Below are 18058 nucleotides of genomic sequence, written 5' to 3'. Positions count from 1 at the left end.
ACGGAAAACCCGCCTGCGCTTGCAAATCACTGACATCCCGGACCCACCCACCATGCCCCAACGCACCGTATTTTTCATTTCCGACGGCACCGGCATCACCGCCGAAACCTTTGGCAACGCCATCCTGGCCCAGTTTGAGATGAAGGCACGCCACGTGCGCCTGCCCTTTGTGGACACGGCCGACAAGGCTTACCAAGCGGTGCGCCAGATCAACCACACGGGCGTGGTGGATGGCAACAAACCGATTGTGTTCACCACACTGGTGAACATGGAGGTGCTGAAGGTGATTCAGGAGGGCTGCCAGGGGATGCTGCTGGACATGTTTGGCATGTTTGTGCACCCGCTGGAAAACGAGCTGGGCATCAAATCCAACCACCGCATTGGCCGCTTCAGCGACGCCAGCAAGAGCAAGGAGTACCAGGACCGCATTGAGGCGATCAACTTCTCATTGGCACACGACGACGGCCAGAGCAACCGCGACCTGGAGCAAAGCGACGTGATTCTGGTGGGTGTGAGCCGCAGCGGCAAAACCCCCACCTCGCTCTACCTGGCCATGCAATACGGCCTGAAGGCGTCCAACTACCCGCTGATCCCCGAAGACTTTGAACGCCGCCAGCTGCCGCCGGCGCTGGTGGCGCACAAGGCCAAGATTTTTGGCCTGACGATCCAACCCGAACGCCTGAGCGAAATCCGCAACGAACGGCGCCCCAACTCCAAATACGCCTCTATGGAGAACTGCCGCATGGAAGTGGCCGAGGCCGAGACCATGATGCGGCGCGCCGGCATCCGCTGGTTGTCCACCACCACCAAGTCCATCGAAGAGATTGCCACCACCATCCTGCAGGAGATCCACCCGGAGCGGCTGGTGTACTGATGGGATAAAGCCCCACGCTCCGCCGCTACGCGGGTCGCTGCCCCCAGAGGGGGTTAACCCGCCTTGGGGCGGCCCGGCGGCTGGTTGGCCCCCACACTCCGCCGCCCATTCACTATTAATTTGATAGCTGCTTGCGCATATTCCACGGGGCCTAGAGGCCCATTTCTCTCATAAAACGCGACTGGGACAACGCGACGATGCCCGCGTTCTTTCAGGGCTTGGGGCTGGCCGACGGAGCCGCCCCCGGTGCGGCAGGCGCCGCCAGGCCCGGCAGAGGTGTGGCGCAGGGGTCGGGTCGATCCTCGCCCGCTGCGGTGAACCACAACACATCAAACCCCGCACGGTCGTAGTCGGCGGGACGGGCCTGCCCAGCCACGGTTTCCACCATGGCGATGCTCAGTGCCTGCGCAGGCGCCGCCAGATAACGTGGCACGGCACGGTCGGCACGCACATGGCCGGCACCGGCAATCAGCACCACCGGGCCACCCACAGCATCCATCGTCTGGGCCATGCGCGCGTCTCGCGCACGCTGCGCCGCCACGATGCCATTGAGGCGCGCAGTCTCGGGCCGATAACCGCAGTGGCCTTGCACCACATCGTTCTCCAGCGCGGCCTGTTGCTCCGGCGTGGCCGCGGGCAAGTTGGGGGTGCGCTCACCCAGAGCAATTTTGCGCGCCTCGGTGCGTGACAGGTTGGCGGCGCGCAGCGGCCACCGGTGCTGGGCGGCAAAGGCCATCAGGTCTTTGTACATAGGCCAGCGCCAGCCCTTGCGGTTGAGCTGGCCCGCATCGGCCAGGGCTTCGGCATCGGCCTGTCCGGCACCTTGGGCCTGGGTCAATGCGGTTTGGTGTTCCGAATCCATCTGCTCCATGGCCAGGGCGGGTTTGGCCCCCAAAGCAGCCAAACCTTTGAGCACATCGAGCTGGCGTGCGTGGTGGGCCTCACTGTCGTGTTTTTCACCCAGCAACACATACCGCGCGACGGCAGCACGCTGGTAGAGCGCGTCTTCCGTGATGAACTGCTGGGCGCGGGTGTCCCAGATGCGGCCCTGCAGCACATGGGGCGGTGGTGTTGGGGTTGGGGTTTGCGCCATCACCACCGTCCCCAGGCACAGGCCCAGACAGAGATGCATGGTCGTGAGCAAGATTTTGGTCGTCATACGTTGCGTGGGTAGGTAAAAAAACCGGGAGCCCCCGAAGGTGCTCCCGGTGAACGGTGCCCTCACCGTAAAAGCTGTGTTTTACATGCCAACAGCGCCTGGCGTCAGCGTGGCAGTTCCGGTACCAGCACGTCGACTGCCGGCTTGGCGATGGCAATCTGGGCCAAACCACGCTCCAGCGAAGACGCGCTGGGGTTCTCCACAAACACACAACGTTTGCCGGTGCGTTTGCAAAAGTCTTTGACTCGCCAGTAGGCGTTGTGGCTGATGCAGCCGGTCTGGCAAATCACCAGGTCAGCGGCCGCGAGGTTGGCATCCAGCACCGAGGCGTTGTCCTCCACCCCACCATCGTGGTGCGCAAAGCGGCCACCCACGCGCTCCACCACATCGCGGTAGTTGGCAATGTTGCCGCTGCGCCCCCCCACACACAGCACCATTTTTTGGTGCAACTGCACCACCATGGCTTGCACATCCTGCAGCGCACCGGCCTCGGCTCCCATGGCCACCCGCTCCAGCCCCGCGCGCTCGGCAGCCACGCGTTCTGCCACGGCCAGCCGGCGCCGTAAGTCACCGTTCTGCGCTTCCAGCTCCTGCTGGCGTTGGGCCATTTGGTCTACCCGCTTTTGCAGGCGCTGCTTGTCTTCCAGTTGGGGAATGGAGGCTTGGAGGGCTTCCAGATCCTGCGCCATAAAAACGATACGGCTGTCTTTGGCAATGGCCTCGGCACGCACCTGCAGTAACTCGGCGTTGAGACGTTCGATGTCCGCCGTCTTTTGTGCCATGACCCGGGTGATGCGCTCTTGCACCTTGCCCAGCTCCCGGCCCAGCACGGCGTTTTCTTCTGCCAGTGCGTTAAAACGGGCAATCTCCAGGCGCACACCGGCGCCAGCTTGGTGCTGGAACATGTGCAGGTCCTTGCACATGGCCTCCTGCAGCGGCATGTCACAACGCGGATGCGAGAGCGCGGCCCAAAAGGCACCCGCCACGTCACCCGCCTTCAGGTACTTGATCCACAACTCCGCCACGGCCAACGCACTTTTGGCCGCTTTGAAGGTCTGGATCTCGCGGACGTACCGCGCATCCAGCTCGTCCTGCATCAGCTCCGACAGTTTGCAGCGGCGTGCGCATTCCGATACGGCGCCTGCATGCACCTCGTAGTCGTTGGCCACCGCACTGCCGCCCAGCGCCTTGTTGACCAGACGGCGCAAGGTGTCGATGGGCAGGCTCACCCCCACCAGGGGGCAATGGCAATGGTGGTCCAAGTCCCACAAGCGCCGGCGCCGGGAACCGGATGACGGTGGTGCCACATGTTCCTGGTGGCAATGGATCTCGGGGCTAGGCAGATTCTTCAGCATGGGCTGGCCTCCTAATGCTATTTTTTCAATAGCTGCTTGCGCAGTACCTGTAAGGGCTATTGGCACTTTTTACCTTCAAACGCTGGTTTCACCTGCGCCCTCTGCCAGCGCTTGCTGCGCTGCCAGACGGGTGCGCCAGGCCAAGGTCGGGCGGTTGACGCTGCGACGCTGGGGTTTGCCCTCCAGGGCTTCGGGCTCCGGGGCGCAACAGGCACACATGGCCCGGTAGGCACTGCGCTTGCCATGTCGGGCTGCGGGCGTGTGGCCTTCGAGCAAAGCTTCTACGGCCGAACTCACTGCACCACCTCCGGGCTGTGGTGCCAGAGACTGCGCTCGGTGGCCGGCAACTGCGCCAGCGCGGCACCCTGCCCCTGGTTTTGCCAGCGCTGGCGCAAGGCCCACAGCAAGGTTTTGAAACCGGGGGACAGCAGTGGATCTTCGGCCAGCGCTGTGAGATTCGACACGATTTTCCCTGCCATGGCCTCCCGGTGCGCACCGCAACAGGCCTGCACGTGGCCCGTCATCAGTGCCATGGTGCCAGCCAGCAAGGCCTCGGCACAGGGCATGGTGTACTCCTCGTTGTAATGCGGGGCTGCGGTGCTTTGCATGGTCTCTCCTTGGTGGTATCCGTGTGCTGACTGTTGTATGAATGGACTCAGTATATGCGAATCATTCTCATTTGCAATATTTTTATAGTTCTTGTTTGGGGGTTATTCCAAGGGACCGGATTCGCTGCAATCGAAGCCGGTGGGGATAATCGCGCTTTCCATACCAATACAAGGAGTTCCCCATGAAAGGTGACGCACAAGTCATTGCCCATTTGCAGGCCCAGCTCAAGAACGAACTCACCGCCATCAACCAGTACTTTTTGCACTACCGCATGTACAAACACTGGGGCCTGGACAAGCTGGCCAAGAAGGAATACTCCGAATCCATCGGCGAAATGAAACATGCCGACCTGTTGATGGACCGCATCTTCACGCTGGACGGCCTGCCCAATGTGCAGGACATGGCCAAGATCCTGGTCGGCGAAAACGTGCCCGAAGCGCTGGAATGCGACTTGAAAGCCGAAGTTGGTGCCCAGGCCACCATCAAAGCCGGCATCGCCCACTGCGAATCGGTGCGTGACTATGTTTCGCGCGACCTGCTGCAAAAAATTCTGGACGACACCGAAGAGCACATCGACTTTCTGGAAACCCAGATCGAGCTGATTGGCAAGGTAGGCCTGCAGAACTACCTGCAGAGCCAGATGGGCGAGCTGTCCTAACACGTACGCAAGCACTCCCCGCTTTTGCGCCCGATCACAAGGGCGCTTTCTTCGGTCTACAAATGAGAACGATTTGTATTAACATACATGCCGTTCCTGCCATGCAGCTTTCTGCACAGCAGCCTCTTTGTACTTTCCAGAAAGACATTCATGCAAAAGCGACACTTCCTCACCGCCACGCTGCTCGGTGCGGCCCTGCTCACAGGTTTCTCGGCCCAGGCGCAAACCGTCGATGCCAAAGCCGTGGTGCAGCACTACGCCACCCTGGTACACGCCAACTACAGCGACGTGTTGACCAGCGCCCAGACCCTGCAAAAGGCCATCGCCGCGTTTGCCGCAGCCCCATCGGCCCAAGGCCTGGAAGACGCCAAAAAAGCCTGGTTGGCTGCGCGTGAGTTCTACGGCCAGACCGAAGTGTTCCGCTTCTACAGCGGCCCGATTGACGACGACAACGGGCCTGAGGGCCGCATCAACGCCTGGCCGCTGGACGAGTCTTACATCGACAGCGTGGCGGGCAAGCCCAAGGCCGGCTTGGTGAACAACCCCAAAATCAAAATCACCAAAGCCAGCCTGTCCAAACTCAACGAACGTGGCGGTGAAGAAAACATTGCTGCGGGCTGGCACGCCATCGAGTTCTCGCTGTGGGGCCAAGACCAAAGCGACACCGGTCCCGGCAACCGTTCGTTTGAAGACTTTGTGGACGGCAAAACCCCCAATGCCGACCGCCGCCGTGCCTACCTGGTCACCGCCACCGAGCTGCTGATCGACGACCTCGGCTTCCTGGTCAAGGCCTGGACACCCGGCGCCAAAAACTACCGCGCCAAGTTTGAGCAAGGCGGTATCCAATCCGTGCGCAAGATCATTGTCGGCATGGGCTCGCTCTCGCGCGGTGAACTGGCCGGTGAACGCCTGGAAGTGGCCATGAACACGCAGGACAAGGAAGACGAACACTCCTGCTTCTCCGACAACACCCACCGCGATGTGGTGACCAATGCCCAAGGCATTGCCAACGTCTGGCTGGGCAGCTACAAGCGCTTGGACGGCAGCATGGTGCAAGGCGCTTCGCTCAAGGACCTAGTTGCCGCCAAAAACGCCGCACTGGCCGACAAGGTGAGCCAACAGATCGCCCAAAGCGTGGCCAATGCCACCGCCATCCAGGCCCCGTTTGACCGCGAAATCGTTGGCAACAAGGACGCGCCGGGCCGTATCCGCGTGCAAAAGACGATTGACAGCCTGGTGCAACAGTCCAAGGACATCACCGAAGCGGCAGCCGCTTTGGGCATTACCAAGCTGGCCCAGGCCAAATGATGCGAGCCCGTCAAAAAGTCGGCCTCGTACTGACTCTGGCGGGCGCTGTTGCTGGCTTGACGTGGCCCCTGTGGGGCCACAGCAATACCGACCTCTCCGGCGTGGTTCAAGGTGAACTCACGGCCGCAGAGGCCACGGTGTTTGCCACCGGGCGCAACGCCTTTTCCATGCCCCTGCCCACGCTGGACGACGCAGAAAATGCGCGTTTCGCGGTGGGCAATTCTTTCTTCCGCCGCAACTGGGTGGAAGCCCCCGCCTCCACCACCGCGCGTGATGGCCTGGGGCCGCATTTCATTGCGCGCTCCTGCGGCGGCTGCCATGTGCAGGACGGCCGCGGTGCGCCGCCCGATTTCCGCAAGGGCCTGAGCGATCCGCCCGTGGCGCTGCTGATGCGCCTGTCCGTGCCTGGCGTGGGTGCCCACGGTGGCGTGGTGCCCGACCCGGTCTACGGCGACCAGCTCAACAACGCGGCCATCCAGGGCGTACAGCCCGAAGGCCAAATCCGCATTCGCTACCAAACCCTGCGCGGCCAGTTTGCCGATGGCACGCCCTACACGCTGCGCAAACCGCTCTACAGCCTGACCCAACTGGCCTACGGCCCGCTGGCACCCGGCGCCATGATCAGCCCGCGCATCGCCCCGCAAATGGCGGGCGTGGGCCTGCTCGAAGCCATTCCCGAATCCGACATTCTGGCCAACGCTGCGGCACAAGCCGCTGCGGCGGGCCCGATCAAAGGCCAGCCCAACCACGTGTGGGACGACTTTGCCCAGGCCCAACGTGTGGGCCGCTTTGGCTGGAAGGCCAACCAGGCCAGCCTGGCGAGCCAGACCGCAGGCGCGTTTTTGGGCGACATCGGCATCACCTCACCCCAGCACCCCGACGAGGCGTGCACGCTCACGCAAAAAGACTGCCTGGCCGCACCCCGCGGCGCGCAAGGCAAGGCGCCCGAGATAGATGAGCGCACACTGGCGGACGTGATCTTCTACCAGGCCACGCTGGCGCCAGCGGCGCGGCGCAATGTGAACGACGCCAAGGTTGTGCGCGGCCAGGCCCTGTTTGCCCAGGCCCAGTGCAGTGCCTGCCACCGCCCCAGCTACACCACGGGTGCGGCACCGTTCCCGCGCCTGTCCAGCACCAAGGTGCAGGGCCTGAAAATCTGGCCCTACACCGACCTGCTGCTGCACAACATGGGCCCGGACCTGGCCGATGGTCGCCCTGACTACGCAGCCAACGGCCAGCAATGGAAAACCCCGCCGCTGTGGGGCGTGGGCCTGATCCATGACGTCAACGGCCACCGCCGCCTGCTGCACGATGGCCGGGCCAACGGCGTGCTCGAAGCGATTCTGTGGCACGGTGGTGAGGCGCAAGGGGCCAAAAACAACGTGCTGCAACTCAATGCCCGCGACCGGCAAGCGCTGGTGGCTTTTGTGGAGTCTTTGTGAAACGACGCACCCTGCTGACTTACATGCCTTTTGGGGCTCTAGCCCTCATGGAAACTGCGCGATCAGCTCCTAAAACCATAGCAACTCCACGAGTGGCAGCCCCCTTTATCTCGTCCAGCCAAATGGTGCTGGGCCTGCTGAAGCAGCACCTGCAGCCCAGTGCAGCAAGCCTGCAGCAGGCTGCGCAGGCCCTGGCGCAATCTTTGTCGCACGGCACAACACCCTGGGCACAGCACCGCCCGCGGTGGGTGGCCACCATGCTGGCCTGGGAACGGCTGGCGGCGGTGGCCGTGGGGCCGCTGCTGGAGCGGCGCTCGGCCCGCGCCATTGATTTTTGGCCGACCCGCCCCGCCCAAATCCAGCGCCTGCTGGAGAGCGGCAGCGTCACCAGCGTGCAGCAGCTGGAAACCGTGGGCGCCACCGCACGCGGCCTGCCCGCGCTGGAATGGCTGCTGTGGAAGACCGATGGCAGCGGCCACGCGCAGACCTACGCCAGCGTGCTGGCCCAGCAAATTCTGACTGAGAGCCAGGCGCTGCAAGCGGGCTACCAGACCCTGGCCGATACCGCATGGGAAGAGGAAGACGCCTGGGCCCTGTACGGCGAGTGGTTTGGCCAGGCCGTGGGCGGGCTGGACCAGTTGCGCATCAAAAAAATGGTGCCCGACACCCGCGGCAAGGACAGCGCACCCTGGGTGCGTGGTGTCAGCGGCCAAACCGCCGCCGCCTGGCTGGCCCAGGCACAAGGCCTGCAAGCCTTCCTGATCGGCTCGCCCGCGGCGCGGGCGGCCACCCAAGCCGCCAACCCTGGCTGGCCGGTGGCGGGCAGCCTCAACAGCCTGCTGCTGGGCCGCGGCCATTTGCGCGACAGCCTGACCTTGCAAGAGCGCACCGCCACCCTGCTGCGCACGGTGCAAGCAGCACGCCCTGGCAACGCCGCGTCGGTGCGCGCCGCCCAGGCTGCTTTGGCCCAGATCTCGGCACAGGCCAATGGCCTGGCAGGCGATGTGCTGGCCATCACCATGGGTTTTACCGACGCCGATGGGGACTAACGCCTCCATGGCTTTTCACCCGTCCCGTCGCGCCTTTCTGGGCCAGGCCGTGACCGCCCTCGGCTTGGCGGGCAGCGGTTGGCACGCCGGGGCCGCCACGCCACGCGCGCCAAACACCCCGCGGGTGCTGACCGCATGGATGCGCGGCGAACAGTCCTGGGCTGGCGTGTGGACGCCAGAGCAAACGCCCCGCGGCGTCGCCCTGCCCGCACGCGCGCACCAGTTGCTGGTGCTGCCTGGCACGCCAGGCAATGCGCCACAGGCGCTGGTGCTGGCCCGCCGGCCCGGTGAATACCTGCTGCGCATGGACCCGCTGCGGGGCAAGGCCCTGCAGTGGCACACCATGGAAGACGACCGTTACCTCGGTGGCCACGCAGCCCTGTCCGCCAACGGCAAGACCTTTTTCACCACCGAAACCGACGGCGACACCGGCCAGGGCTTGATTGCCGAGCGCGACCTGCACACGCTGGAGAAACTGCGCGAATTTCCCAGCGGCGGCATTGGTCCACACGCGCTATTGCTGGAAGCCAGCGGCACGCTGCTGGTGGCCAATGGCGGCATCCTGAACCTGCCCGAAACCGGGCGGCGCAAGCTCAACATTGGCCGCATGGATTCCAACCTGACCCGGCTGGACGTGCAGAGTGGCCAGGTACTGGCGCAGTACCGCTTGGCTGACCACTACCTGAGCCTGCGCCACCTGGCCTTTGCGCCCGATGGCACGCTGGGCATTGCGCTACAGGCCGAACACCCGCAGCCGCAGGACCGCCAGGCCGCGCCCGCACTGGCCCTGCTGCAGGGTGACACCCTGCGCACGGTGGACTGGGCAGTGGGCCAAGCCCCCGACGCCTGGGACGGTTACGCGGGCGACGTGTGTTGTGCAGACAACCGGTTCTGGGTCAGCGCGCCGCATGCGGGCTGGCTGGCGTCGTGGTCTGTCGCGGGTGAAGGCCTGCAAACCCAGGCCCTGGCTGGCGCTGGCGCCTTGGCAGCTGGCGGTGAGCGCTGGATGGTCGGCGGCGACACGGCGGCCCTGCTTTACCGCAGTCACGCCCCGCAGCCGCAGCGCTACGGCGTGGCCTTGCCGTGGGACAATCACGCCACCTTGCTATCGTTTACATAGCTGCTTGCGCATATTCCACATGGCCTACAGCCCTGTTTGATACTTAAACAGCGGCTTAGCGCGCGGGGGCTACTGGTTTCAAGACCGGCGCGAGTTTGTACTCCACCAGCGTCTCCCGGCGGATTTGCTCCAGCACACCTTCGGCCTTCATCTTTTTCAGCACGGCATCGATCTGCGGCACCAGCGCCGCGTGTTTGCGCTGCAGGTAAAAGTACAGCGGAATCGCCTCACCCACCGAAAACAGCTTGATGGGTGGCGGCAGGCCCGCCAGCTCGGCACTGCCGGCATCGGACAACACCGCGGCATCGATGCCACAGTGCACATCGTTGCGCCCCATCTGCAGCAGGGTCAGCGCGTTGACGGTGGTGGTCACATCCACCACGCGTTGGGGCGGCAGCAGACCTTGCAGCAGGCGTTCACACTCCACCACGCCACGCGTGAAATTGACCGACAGGCCGGAGTCCGCCAACTGGTCCAAGCGCAGCAACAGGGGCCTGGGTTGGATGGACCAGAGTGCAAAGCCAATGGTCATGATGGGCTCTTCCACCCGCACCAGGCCAGGCTGGCTGTCGGCAAAGGCCAGGGGGCGGGCCACCTCACCATCAATGCGGTCAGCGGCCAGCTCCACCGTGAGCCGGGCCGAAGGCATCACCTTCATCTCCAGCGGCACTCCCAAACGGCGGAACAACTCCTGGAAAGTACGCCGCAGCATTCGTCCGGCATAACTGCCATCCGGGCGCGATGTTCCCAGCACCATCCCCTGCGGGGTTTGGGCCAGCAATGGGCCGGTGGGCAACACCAATAAACCGGCCAACACAGCGCAGAGCCACGGCCGGCATTTGCCCCCAGTCCCCCCTGTATCCGGTGGGCTCATGAAGACTCCAATCACAACGACGGCGGCCAGTATCGCACTGGCCTGCTTCACTGAAGCCACACACAGCCTACATATTTCTTCACATAGAATACAAATAAGATAGATTCTCATTTAGAATCCACCCATCAACACCAGCCACCCCAATTTGCCATGATTGTTTGCGTCTGCCGCCGTGTGTCCGAGAAAGAGATTGCTCTGCACGCCAGCGAGGGCATGGGTTTTGACGACATCCAGTTTGAACTGGGTGTGGCCACCCAATGCGGCAAGTGTGAAGACTGCGCACGCGAAGTCATCGACAAGTGCCACGCCCAAGCCAGCATCGCCCAGCAGGGTTGGATGCCGATTGCCGTATCCATGTCCCGCTAAGTGGGTCGTTTTTTTGCACACAAACAAGAACGCTTCTTGTTTGCATTGATTTTGATCTCTCCGCCTCCTTTTTTGCATCTCCCCTCACCGATAGCACGCAAGATCAGGTAGCTTCCCTGGGCCTCCTCCACCAATGTCCACTTCCGCCCTACCCCGCCCCAGCGCCTTGCCTGCCCTGAGCCGCAACACCACCATCGTTCTCAGCGTCATTGCCCTGCACGTGGTGGTGCTGTGGGCCATGCAAACCGGTTTGCTGCGCCGCGTGGCCGAGGCCGTGGTGCCTGCCGAAATCCTGGTCGAGATCATGTCCCCCCCTGCGGCGCCGCCTGCCCCCAAACCGGTGGTGCAGCCGCAACCCAAGGTGCAGCCCAAGGCCGTGACGCCCAAACCCGTCCAGCCCACACCGGCCCCTGCCGTCGCCCCACAACCCACCCCGGTGCCGCTGGCCATTGCGCCCTCGGCCGTGGCCCCCGAAGCCAGCGCCGCAGCCCCCACCGCCGTGGCACCCGCCCCCGCGTCTACCAATGCCGGCAGCAAGGCCAATGCACCGCCCGCCCCGCCCGCGCCCCCCAAAGTGGAGCTGCCATCCAGCGACGCTGCCTATTTGAACAACCCCTTGCCGGCCTACCCCTCCATGAGCAAGCGCCTTGGCGAACAGGGCAAGGTGGTCGTGCGTGTGCTGATCAGTCCCGATGGCCAGGCATCCCAGGCCAGCGTCAAGACGTCCAGCGGCTCTGACCGGCTGGACCAGGCGGCGGTCACCACCATTCTCAAGTGGCGCTACGTGCCAGGCAAACGCGGTGGCGTGCCCGAGGCGATGTGGTTTGACGTGCCCGTGAACTGGACGCTCCAGTAGTTCTTTTTTTCTGTATCTCTTTCTGATTTTTTGTGGAGTAGTAAATGGAATCGCAACTCGGACTCATGACCCTCTGGACCCAAGGCGATTGGGTCACCAAAGCCGTCGCCCTGCTTTTGCTGATCATGTCCTTGTCCTCGTGGATCGTGATTCTGATCAAGGCACTGGACGTTTTCAAATTCAAGTCCCTGGGCCAGCGTACCGAAGCGTTTTGGCACAGCGAAGACTTCTCCGCAGGCATGAAGGCCCTGGGCCCCCAGCAGGACAACCCCTTTGTGCAACTGGCCCAGACCGGCGAGGAAGCCACCGCCCACCACCGCAACACCCAAACCCAGCTGCACGATGCGCTGGACATCAGCGACTGGATCAGCCGCTCGCTGCGCAACAGCATCGATGACAGTACTGCGCGCCTCCAGGGCGGTCTGGCGATTCTGGCCTCGGTGGGTTCCACAGCGCCATTTGTGGGCCTGTTTGGCACCGTGTGGGGCATCTACCACGCGCTGATGGGCATTGGTGCCGCCGGCTCAGCCACCATCGACAAGGTGGCAGGCCCGATTGGTGAGGCGTTGATCATGACCGCGCTGGGTCTGGCCGTGGCGATTCCCGCCGTGCTGGGCTACAACGCCCTGGTGCGTGGCAACAAGTCCATCCTGACCAAGCTCAACCGGTTTGCGCACGACCTGCACGCTTACTTTGTGACGGGTGCCCGCGTGGGCAACCGCCAGGCAGACGGCAAGGTCATTGCCATGAAGAAGGCATAAGGCAAGGTATGTCCTTCGGAATACAAGACGCCAGCGCAGAGGGCGACGCCGATGTGATGAACGAAATCAACATGACGCCCCTGGTGGACGTGATGCTGGTGTTGCTCATCATCTTCATCATCACCGTGCCGGTGATGAAACACGCGGTGAACGTGGAACTGCCCACGGCCAGCAGCCAGCCCCAAAACGCCAAGCCAGAAACCATTCAGCTCAGCGTGGACGCCCAGGGCGCCTACTTCCTGAACCAGAACCCGGTCGCCGCAGACGCCTTGCCCGCCGTGTTGCAGGCCGAGGCAACCAAGGACCCGCAGCCAGAGCTGCACATCCGCGGCGACAAAACCGTGCGCTACGAGTTTGTCGCTCAGGCCATGGGCGCGGCCCAAGTGGCCGGGCTGCGCAAGATCGGTTTCATCACCGAACCCAAGCCCTGAGGCAGGCGCCCATGCTGCTGACCCTGAAAACCCGCCTGGACTGCACCGCAGAGCGCTGCTTTGACGAGGTGCAAACGCCGCGCCTGCTGCTGCACATTGCGCAGCCACTCGTGCACTTCACGCCCATCACCCCGCCGCAGTTGCCTGCGCGGTGGGAGGCGCGGGAGTACGAGGTCGCCATGCACCTGCTGGGTTGTATTCCGCTGGGGCGGCAGATGGTGCGTATCTCGGGCCAGGACCACACGCAACGAGACGGCCACTTCTCCGTGGAGCTACGCGACAACGGCTCGGGCACACTGATCTCGCGCTGGGACCACCGCATCTTCATTCAGGCGGCAGAGCAGGGCTGCCACTACACCGACCAAGTGGACATCCGGGCCGGCTGGCTTACGCCCTTGGTGTGGCTGTTTGCCTGGGGGTTTTACAAACACCGCCAGCAGCGCTGGCAGCAGCTCGTGCGCCGGAGTTTCTCGTATGCCTAGCACCCAAGAAGCCTGCGACAGCCCGATCCCCTCGCCCACACCGCGCAGTCCCCCTTCCCCGGTGCCGGGGAAAGCGCGAGAGAACCACGACGTGTTGCAATCCAGCGCCCTGCTGGGGCCCCGCCAGGCCATCGAGATTGAGCACAACGGCCAGCGTTACCGCCTGCAAAGCACCAAGTCGGGCAAACTCATTCTCACCAAATAGGCATAAAAATAGCTGCTAGCGCACATTCACAGTGCGCGAGCAGCTATGCTTTTAATAGCAGCTTGGCGGCTTACAGGCCGATGGCGGCAATCCCGGCCTTGGCAATCTGGGCGTCCTCGTTGGACTTGACGCCGCTCACCCCCACCGCACCCAGGCATTGGCCGTCTTTGAGGATGGGCACACCGCCCTCCAGCATGCCTTCCAGGTTGGGCGCGCTCAGGAACGACACGCGGCCACCATTAATCATGTCCTCGTACACCTTGCTCTCGCGGCGGCCCATGGCGGCCGTGTGGGCCTTGCCGGGTGCAATGTGGGCGGAGATGGGCGCCGCTCCGTCCAGGCGCTGGAAAGACAGCAGGTGTCCGCCATCGTCCACGATGGCAATGCTGACGGCCCAGTTGTTTTTCAGGGCTTCAGCTTCGGCCGCAGCGGCAATGGCTTTGACATCAGCGAATTCGAGTACGGATTTGGTTTTCATGGCAGACCTTGCAAAAAATAGGGGGCAAAGAGAGTGAGAGAGGGGGAAAACCCCAAGCATACCGTTTGCCAAGGCAGCATTGACCGTGCCAAGCGCAGAACAGCCCTGCACAAAACCCGGCCAATCGCGGGGCCAAATGCGGCGCAAGCCTTGTTTTTCCCTAGAATGGTTGCACCTGCAGACTGCAGTAACAAGGAGCAATGACTATGACCGATCGCATAACCACCATGGGCCAAAGCCTGGGCTATGGCGCATCTTCCGCACAGCGCAACAAAGTGCTGCGCAACACTTATTGGCTGCTGGCCCTGAGCCTGGTCCCCACCGTCTTGGGCGCATGGGTTGGTGTGGCCACCGGCATTACCCAGTCGCTGGGCGGCATCATGGGTATGGTGGTGTTTTTGGCCGGCGCGTTCGGTTTCATCTACGCCATCGAAAAAACCAAAAACTCTGCCGCCGGCGTGCCCGTGCTGCTGGGCTTCACCTTCTTCATGGGCCTGATGCTGTCGCGGCTAATTGGCCACGTGCTGGGCTTCCGCAACGGCGCTGAACTCGTGTTCACCGCCTTTGGCGGCACCGCGGGTGTGTTTTTGGTGATGGCCTCGCTGGCCAGCGTCATCAAGCGTGATCTGTCCGGCATGGGCAAGTGGCTGTTTGTCGGCACCATCGTGTTGCTGGTCGGTGGCGTGATCAACGCCTTTGTCGGTTCCACCGCCGGCATGATGGCCATGTCCATGGCAGCCATTGGTATCTTCAGCGCCTACATGCTGTACGACATCAAGCAGATCATTGACGGCGGCGAAACCAACTACATCAGCGCCACGCTGGCCCTGTACCTGGACATCATCAACGTGTTCCAGAGCCTGTTGGCCCTGCTGGGTATCTTTGGTGGCGAACGCGACTAAACACCGCGCACATCCCCTGCACATCAAGGCCCTTCGGGGCCTTTTTGCATGGCGCGCTCAATTGCGCGCAAAATCAGCCGATAAAAGACCTAGACCACTCTCTGCATCCATGTCCCTGCGCCTACTCCCCCTCGCCCTCACCCTTCTGCTCGCTGGCTGCGACCTGCAAGCCCTGCTGGCAGACCCGCGTGTGGCCCAGCGTGAGGCCGACGCCAAGGCCATCGGCAGCGCCTGCCGCCACGGGCTGCGCAGCATTGAAGACTGTTATGCCATGAACGAGAAGGCCTCCAAGGCGGCCGTTTTCACGGGCTGGAAAGACATGGACCAGTACATGCGCGACAACAAGATCGAGGGCGTGGCGCCCACCGGCATCAAACCCGCTTCGGCCACAGATGCAGACGGCGTGATCACCGAAACCAAGGACGCCGAAGCCAAAGACCCCAAGGCCAAGACCAAAACGGCCAAGGCCGGTGGCGAGAAGTCCAGCGCCCACTGAGAGCGCCACCCCACGGACGTGGGGCCTTCACACTCAGTCCTGCAGCTCAAACACCGCAATACTCTCCACGTGCGCCGTGTGGGGGAACATGTTCACCACGCCCCCCTTGGTACAGCGGTAACCCGCCTCTTGCACCAACACGCCCGCATCGCGCGCCAGCGTGGCGGGGTTGCAGCTCACGTAGACGATGCGCTGGGGTGGCGTCCAACCTTTGCGCAGCTCGGGCTGCTGGTGCAAGGCAGCCAAAGCCTGCACCAGGGAGAACGCGCCTTCACGCGGAGGGTCCACCAGCCATTTGTCGGCGGCGCCATCACCAATCAGCAACTCGGGCGTCATCTCGAACAGGTTGCGCGCTACAAATTCAGTAGCTGCCAGCGCAGGTTTTACCGGGGCTAGAGGGCTATTTGATGAAGAAGTCGCGGCCATATTCAGCGCCAGATTTTCGCGCGAACGTGCCACCAGCGCCTCGGCGCCCTCCACACCCAGCACCTCGCGCGCCTGCGTGGCCAGCGGCAGCGTGAAGTTGCCCAGGCCGCAGAACCAGTCGATCACACGTTCGGTCTTTTGCACCGCCAGCAGGCCCAGCGCGCGCGACACCAACACGCGGTTGATGTGCGGGTTCACCTGGGTGAAGTCGGTCGGGCGAAACGGCATGGTGATGCCGAAGTCCGGCAGCTGATAAGCCAATTGGCCCGTGGTGTGGCCTGGCAGTTCGTCAAGACGATGCACCGTGTCCAGCCCCTTGGGCTGCAACCACCATTGCAAGCCGGGGTTGAGCGAGGCAAACTGGCGCAGGCGATTCAGGTCGCCATCGGACAGTGGCTCCAGGTGGCGCAGCACCATGGCAATCACCTCGCCCGCACCGCCATTGGCACCGGCGGTGGGGGCCATGTCGCCCATGGCCAGCTCGATCTGCGCCAGCGTCTCTATCGCGTCCATAGACTCAATCAGGCGGCGCAGAGGTACCAGCATGGCGCTCACATGGGGCGCCAGCACATGGCATTCCTTCATGTCGGCCACGTAGCGGCTCTTGCGCTCATGAAAACCAATCAGCACCTGCCCTTTTTTGCGCACATGGCGCACCGACAGGCGTGCACGGTAGCGGTAGCCCCAGGCCGGGCCTTCGATGGGGCGCAGGATGTTGTCGGGCTTGACCTTGCCGATGTGCCAAAGGTTGTCCTCCAGCACGCGCTGCTTCACCGCCACCTGGGCGCTCACGTGCAAATGCTGCATCTTGCAGCCGCCACAAGCGCCTTCGTGCAGGCCGAAGTGCGGGCAGGCCGGGCGCACGCGCTGGGACGATTCCTGGTGGATCTCGGTCAGTGTGCCCTTCTCGAAGCTGCTTTTGCTGCGATGGATCTGGGCGCTCACCACCTCAAACGGCAGCGCACCATCAATAAACACCACCTTGCCATCGGGCCGGTGGGCTACACCCTGGGCTTCCAGGTCCAGGGATTTGACGCGCAACCAGCCCTCGGGCAATGCGGCTTCGGTCAAAACTTCAGGGGAGATAGGGGAAAGGGTGTCGGGGGAAATAACGTCGCTCATGCCTGAATTGTCTCAGGTACGCACACCGGCCCCGGCGTAAGGCCACCGGCTACATTAAAAATTCGCGTTTGATACCGCGGCGGGCCAGGTGGCGTTTGAGCTTGAACAAAGCCTCGTTTTGCACCTGGCGCACACGCTCACGTGTCAGCCCCAGCCGGCTGCTGATCACGTCCAGCGTTTCGGGTTCACGGTCATGCAAGCCGAAACGGCCCTCCAGCACCTCGCGCTCACGTGGCGACAGGGTGGCAATCCACTCCTCCAGCAACACGTCCACCTCATGGGCATGGGCCTGCGCTTGGGGGTCCAGCGCCAGCTCGTCCACCAGGCTGTCGCCCAGCGAATGTTCTTCGCCGCCCGGATCCAGCGTGGCATCGAGCGAGCGTGGTGCCTCGGACATGGCCAGCAGATCGGCCACATCGGGCGCATCGCGCCCCAACAGTGCCGCAATGTCCTCCACACGAATGCCTTCGGGGCGCTGCGCCACCAACGCGGCATCGTTTTCCAGCGCCCGACGTGCGCGCAGCACCTGCTGCACCTCGCGCACCACATTCACCGGCAGGCGCACGGCACGGCCCTGGTACATCAGCGCTCGGTCCACCGACTGGCGTATCCACCAGGTGGCGTAGGTGGAGAAACGAAAGCCCCGCTCGGGCTCAAACTTGTCGATGGCGTGCATCAGCCCCAGGTTGCCCTCTTCGATCAGGTCGGACATGGGCACGCCGCGCCCGTTGTAGCCCTTGGCAATGCTGACCACCAGGCGCAGGTTGTGTTCGATCATGCTTTGGCGCGCCGCAAAGTCGCCGGCACGGGCGCGCACCGCCATGCTGAACTCTTCTTCGGGGGTGAACAAGGTGGTACGCCGCACGCCGCGCAGGTACACGGCCAGCGCATCGGCTACGTCCTCGCCCGCGGTGGGCGCGGTAGCCTCAGCGGTCCAGCCCTCGGGGGCTTGGCTTGCTATGCTTTCAGGAGCTGCTTGCGCAGAATCCATGCGCCCCGGAGGCCGATTTGATGCCCAATCGCTCCCCGCGTGGTTCGGACGGGCGGGAGCGTCATCCGGTGCGGGGGGGCGGGGCTTTTTCATG

22 protein-coding genes are annotated in these 18058 nt (G+C 63.4%); 14 read left to right on the top strand and 8 right to left on the bottom strand.

From position 1 onward, the window contains the following. Positions 1–52 precede the first annotated feature (52 nt). A complete protein-coding gene (locus tag C5F53_RS07240) occupies positions 53–874 on the top strand; it encodes a pyruvate, water dikinase regulatory protein (RefSeq protein ID WP_105260688.1) in 822 nt (273 codons plus the stop codon). Between the two features lie 211 nt (positions 875–1085). Here C5F53_RS07240 and C5F53_RS07235 read toward each other — a convergent pair whose 3' ends face one another. The 4 genes from C5F53_RS07235 to C5F53_RS07220 form a co-directional block, all read right to left on the bottom strand. Beyond that, a complete protein-coding gene (locus C5F53_RS07235) occupies positions 1086–2033 on the bottom strand; it encodes a ChaN family lipoprotein (protein WP_105260687.1) in 948 nt (315 codons plus the stop codon). Positions 2034–2137: 104 nt separating this feature from the next. Beyond that, on the bottom strand, positions 2138–3388 hold the full coding sequence (locus tag C5F53_RS07230; protein WP_105260686.1) for a DUF2325 domain-containing protein: 1251 nt from the start codon (positions 3386–3388) through the stop codon (positions 2138–2140). A gap of 75 nt (positions 3389–3463) precedes the next feature. After that, positions 3464–3685 (bottom strand): hypothetical protein, encoded by a 222-nt coding sequence (locus C5F53_RS07225; protein ID WP_105260685.1) that lies wholly within the window; start codon positions 3683–3685, stop codon positions 3464–3466. Beyond that, positions 3682–3996, bottom strand: a complete 315-nt coding sequence (locus tag C5F53_RS07220; protein ID WP_105260684.1) for a hypothetical protein — start codon at positions 3994–3996, stop codon at positions 3682–3684. Before C5F53_RS07220 ends, C5F53_RS07225 begins: the two co-directional genes overlap by 4 nt. Positions 3997–4178: 182 nt before the next feature. On the opposite strand from C5F53_RS07220, the gene bfr reads away from it, so the two are divergent. The 5 genes from bfr to C5F53_RS07195 all read left to right on the top strand — a co-directional run bounded on the left by bfr (position 4179) and on the right by C5F53_RS07195 (position 9574). After that, the gene (bfr, locus tag C5F53_RS07215) at positions 4179–4655 is read left to right on the top strand and encodes a bacterioferritin (protein WP_105260683.1); all 477 of its coding nucleotides are present in this window, start codon (positions 4179–4181) and stop codon (positions 4653–4655) included. A 150-nt stretch (positions 4656–4805) separates the two neighbouring features. Beyond that, the gene (locus C5F53_RS07210) at positions 4806–5963 is read left to right on the top strand and encodes an imelysin family protein (RefSeq protein ID WP_201740814.1); all 1158 of its coding nucleotides are present in this window, start codon (positions 4806–4808) and stop codon (positions 5961–5963) included. Further along, the gene (locus C5F53_RS07205; RefSeq protein ID WP_370446712.1) at positions 5960–7405 is read left to right on the top strand and encodes a di-heme oxidoredictase family protein; all 1446 of its coding nucleotides are present in this window, start codon (positions 5960–5962) and stop codon (positions 7403–7405) included. The genes C5F53_RS07210 and C5F53_RS07205 overlap by 4 nt, the downstream gene beginning before the upstream one ends. 92 nt (positions 7406–7497) lie before the next feature. Next, on the top strand, positions 7498–8454 hold the full coding sequence (locus C5F53_RS07200) for an imelysin family protein (RefSeq protein ID WP_161499897.1): 957 nt from the start codon (positions 7498–7500) through the stop codon (positions 8452–8454). Between the two features lie 7 nt (positions 8455–8461). Then, a complete protein-coding gene (locus C5F53_RS07195; RefSeq protein ID WP_161499896.1) occupies positions 8462–9574 on the top strand; it encodes a DUF1513 domain-containing protein in 1113 nt (370 codons plus the stop codon). A gap of 55 nt (positions 9575–9629) precedes the next feature. On the opposite strand, the gene C5F53_RS07190 is transcribed toward C5F53_RS07195, so the two are convergent. Next, entirely contained in the window at positions 9630–10391 is a 762-nt protein-coding gene (locus C5F53_RS07190; RefSeq protein WP_105260679.1) for an ABC transporter substrate-binding protein, read from the bottom strand. Positions 10392–10598: 207 nt separating this feature from the next. Here C5F53_RS07190 and C5F53_RS07185 point away from each other — a divergent pair, with 207 nt between their 5' ends. From C5F53_RS07185 to hemP, 6 genes are all read left to right on the top strand, one after another. Then, entirely contained in the window at positions 10599–10814 is a 216-nt protein-coding gene (locus C5F53_RS07185) for a bacterioferritin-associated ferredoxin (protein ID WP_105260678.1), read from the top strand. A gap of 133 nt (positions 10815–10947) precedes the next feature. Next, positions 10948–11670, top strand: coding sequence for an energy transducer TonB (locus C5F53_RS07180; RefSeq protein WP_105260677.1), 723 nt, complete (start codon positions 10948–10950; stop codon positions 11668–11670). A 44-nt stretch (positions 11671–11714) separates the two neighbouring features. Continuing rightward, the gene (locus C5F53_RS07175; protein ID WP_105260676.1) at positions 11715–12431 is read left to right on the top strand and encodes a MotA/TolQ/ExbB proton channel family protein; all 717 of its coding nucleotides are present in this window, start codon (positions 11715–11717) and stop codon (positions 12429–12431) included. A gap of 8 nt (positions 12432–12439) precedes the next feature. Next, positions 12440–12862: a biopolymer transporter ExbD gene (locus C5F53_RS07170; protein ID WP_105260675.1), complete on the top strand. Its 423-nt coding sequence runs from the start codon at positions 12440–12442 to the stop codon at positions 12860–12862. Positions 12863–12873: 11 nt separating this feature from the next. Beyond that, on the top strand, positions 12874–13344 hold the full coding sequence (locus C5F53_RS07165; protein ID WP_105260674.1) for a hypothetical protein: 471 nt from the start codon (positions 12874–12876) through the stop codon (positions 13342–13344). Beyond that, the gene (gene hemP, locus C5F53_RS07160; RefSeq protein WP_105260673.1) at positions 13337–13549 is read left to right on the top strand and encodes a hemin uptake protein HemP; all 213 of its coding nucleotides are present in this window, start codon (positions 13337–13339) and stop codon (positions 13547–13549) included. The genes C5F53_RS07165 and hemP overlap by 8 nt, the downstream gene beginning before the upstream one ends. A 70-nt stretch (positions 13550–13619) precedes the next feature. Here the strand turns inward: hemP and C5F53_RS07155 are convergent, their stop codons facing one another. After that, positions 13620–14027 carry a heme-binding protein gene (locus C5F53_RS07155; RefSeq protein ID WP_105260672.1) on the bottom strand — a complete coding sequence of 136 codons (408 nt, stop codon included), beginning with the start codon at positions 14025–14027 and terminating at the stop codon, positions 13620–13622. A gap of 206 nt (positions 14028–14233) precedes the next feature. Between C5F53_RS07155 and C5F53_RS07150 the strand changes: the two genes are divergently transcribed. Next, positions 14234–14929 (top strand): Bax inhibitor-1 family protein, encoded by a 696-nt coding sequence (locus C5F53_RS07150; protein ID WP_105260671.1) that lies wholly within the window; start codon positions 14234–14236, stop codon positions 14927–14929. A 109-nt stretch (positions 14930–15038) separates the two neighbouring features. Then, positions 15039–15425, top strand: a complete 387-nt coding sequence (locus C5F53_RS07145; protein ID WP_105260670.1) for a hypothetical protein — start codon at positions 15039–15041, stop codon at positions 15423–15425. Between the two features lie 33 nt (positions 15426–15458). On the opposite strand, the gene rlmD is transcribed toward C5F53_RS07145, so the two are convergent. After that, complete coding sequence (gene rlmD / locus C5F53_RS07140; protein WP_105260669.1) at positions 15459–16973, bottom strand: 23S rRNA (uracil(1939)-C(5))-methyltransferase RlmD; 1515 nt, start codon at positions 16971–16973, stop codon at positions 15459–15461. Positions 16974–17022: 49 nt separating this feature from the next. Next, positions 17023–18057, bottom strand: a complete 1035-nt coding sequence (locus C5F53_RS07135; protein ID WP_105260668.1) for a sigma-70 family RNA polymerase sigma factor — start codon at positions 18055–18057, stop codon at positions 17023–17025. Between the last annotated feature and the right edge of the window lies 1 nt (position 18058).

Source organism: Rhodoferax sp. TS-BS-61-7 (genome assembly GCF_002943465.1).
Taxonomy (GTDB): Bacteria; Pseudomonadota; Gammaproteobacteria; order Burkholderiales; family Burkholderiaceae_C; genus Allorhodoferax.
This window is presented reverse-complemented; position numbering and strand designations above follow the sequence as displayed.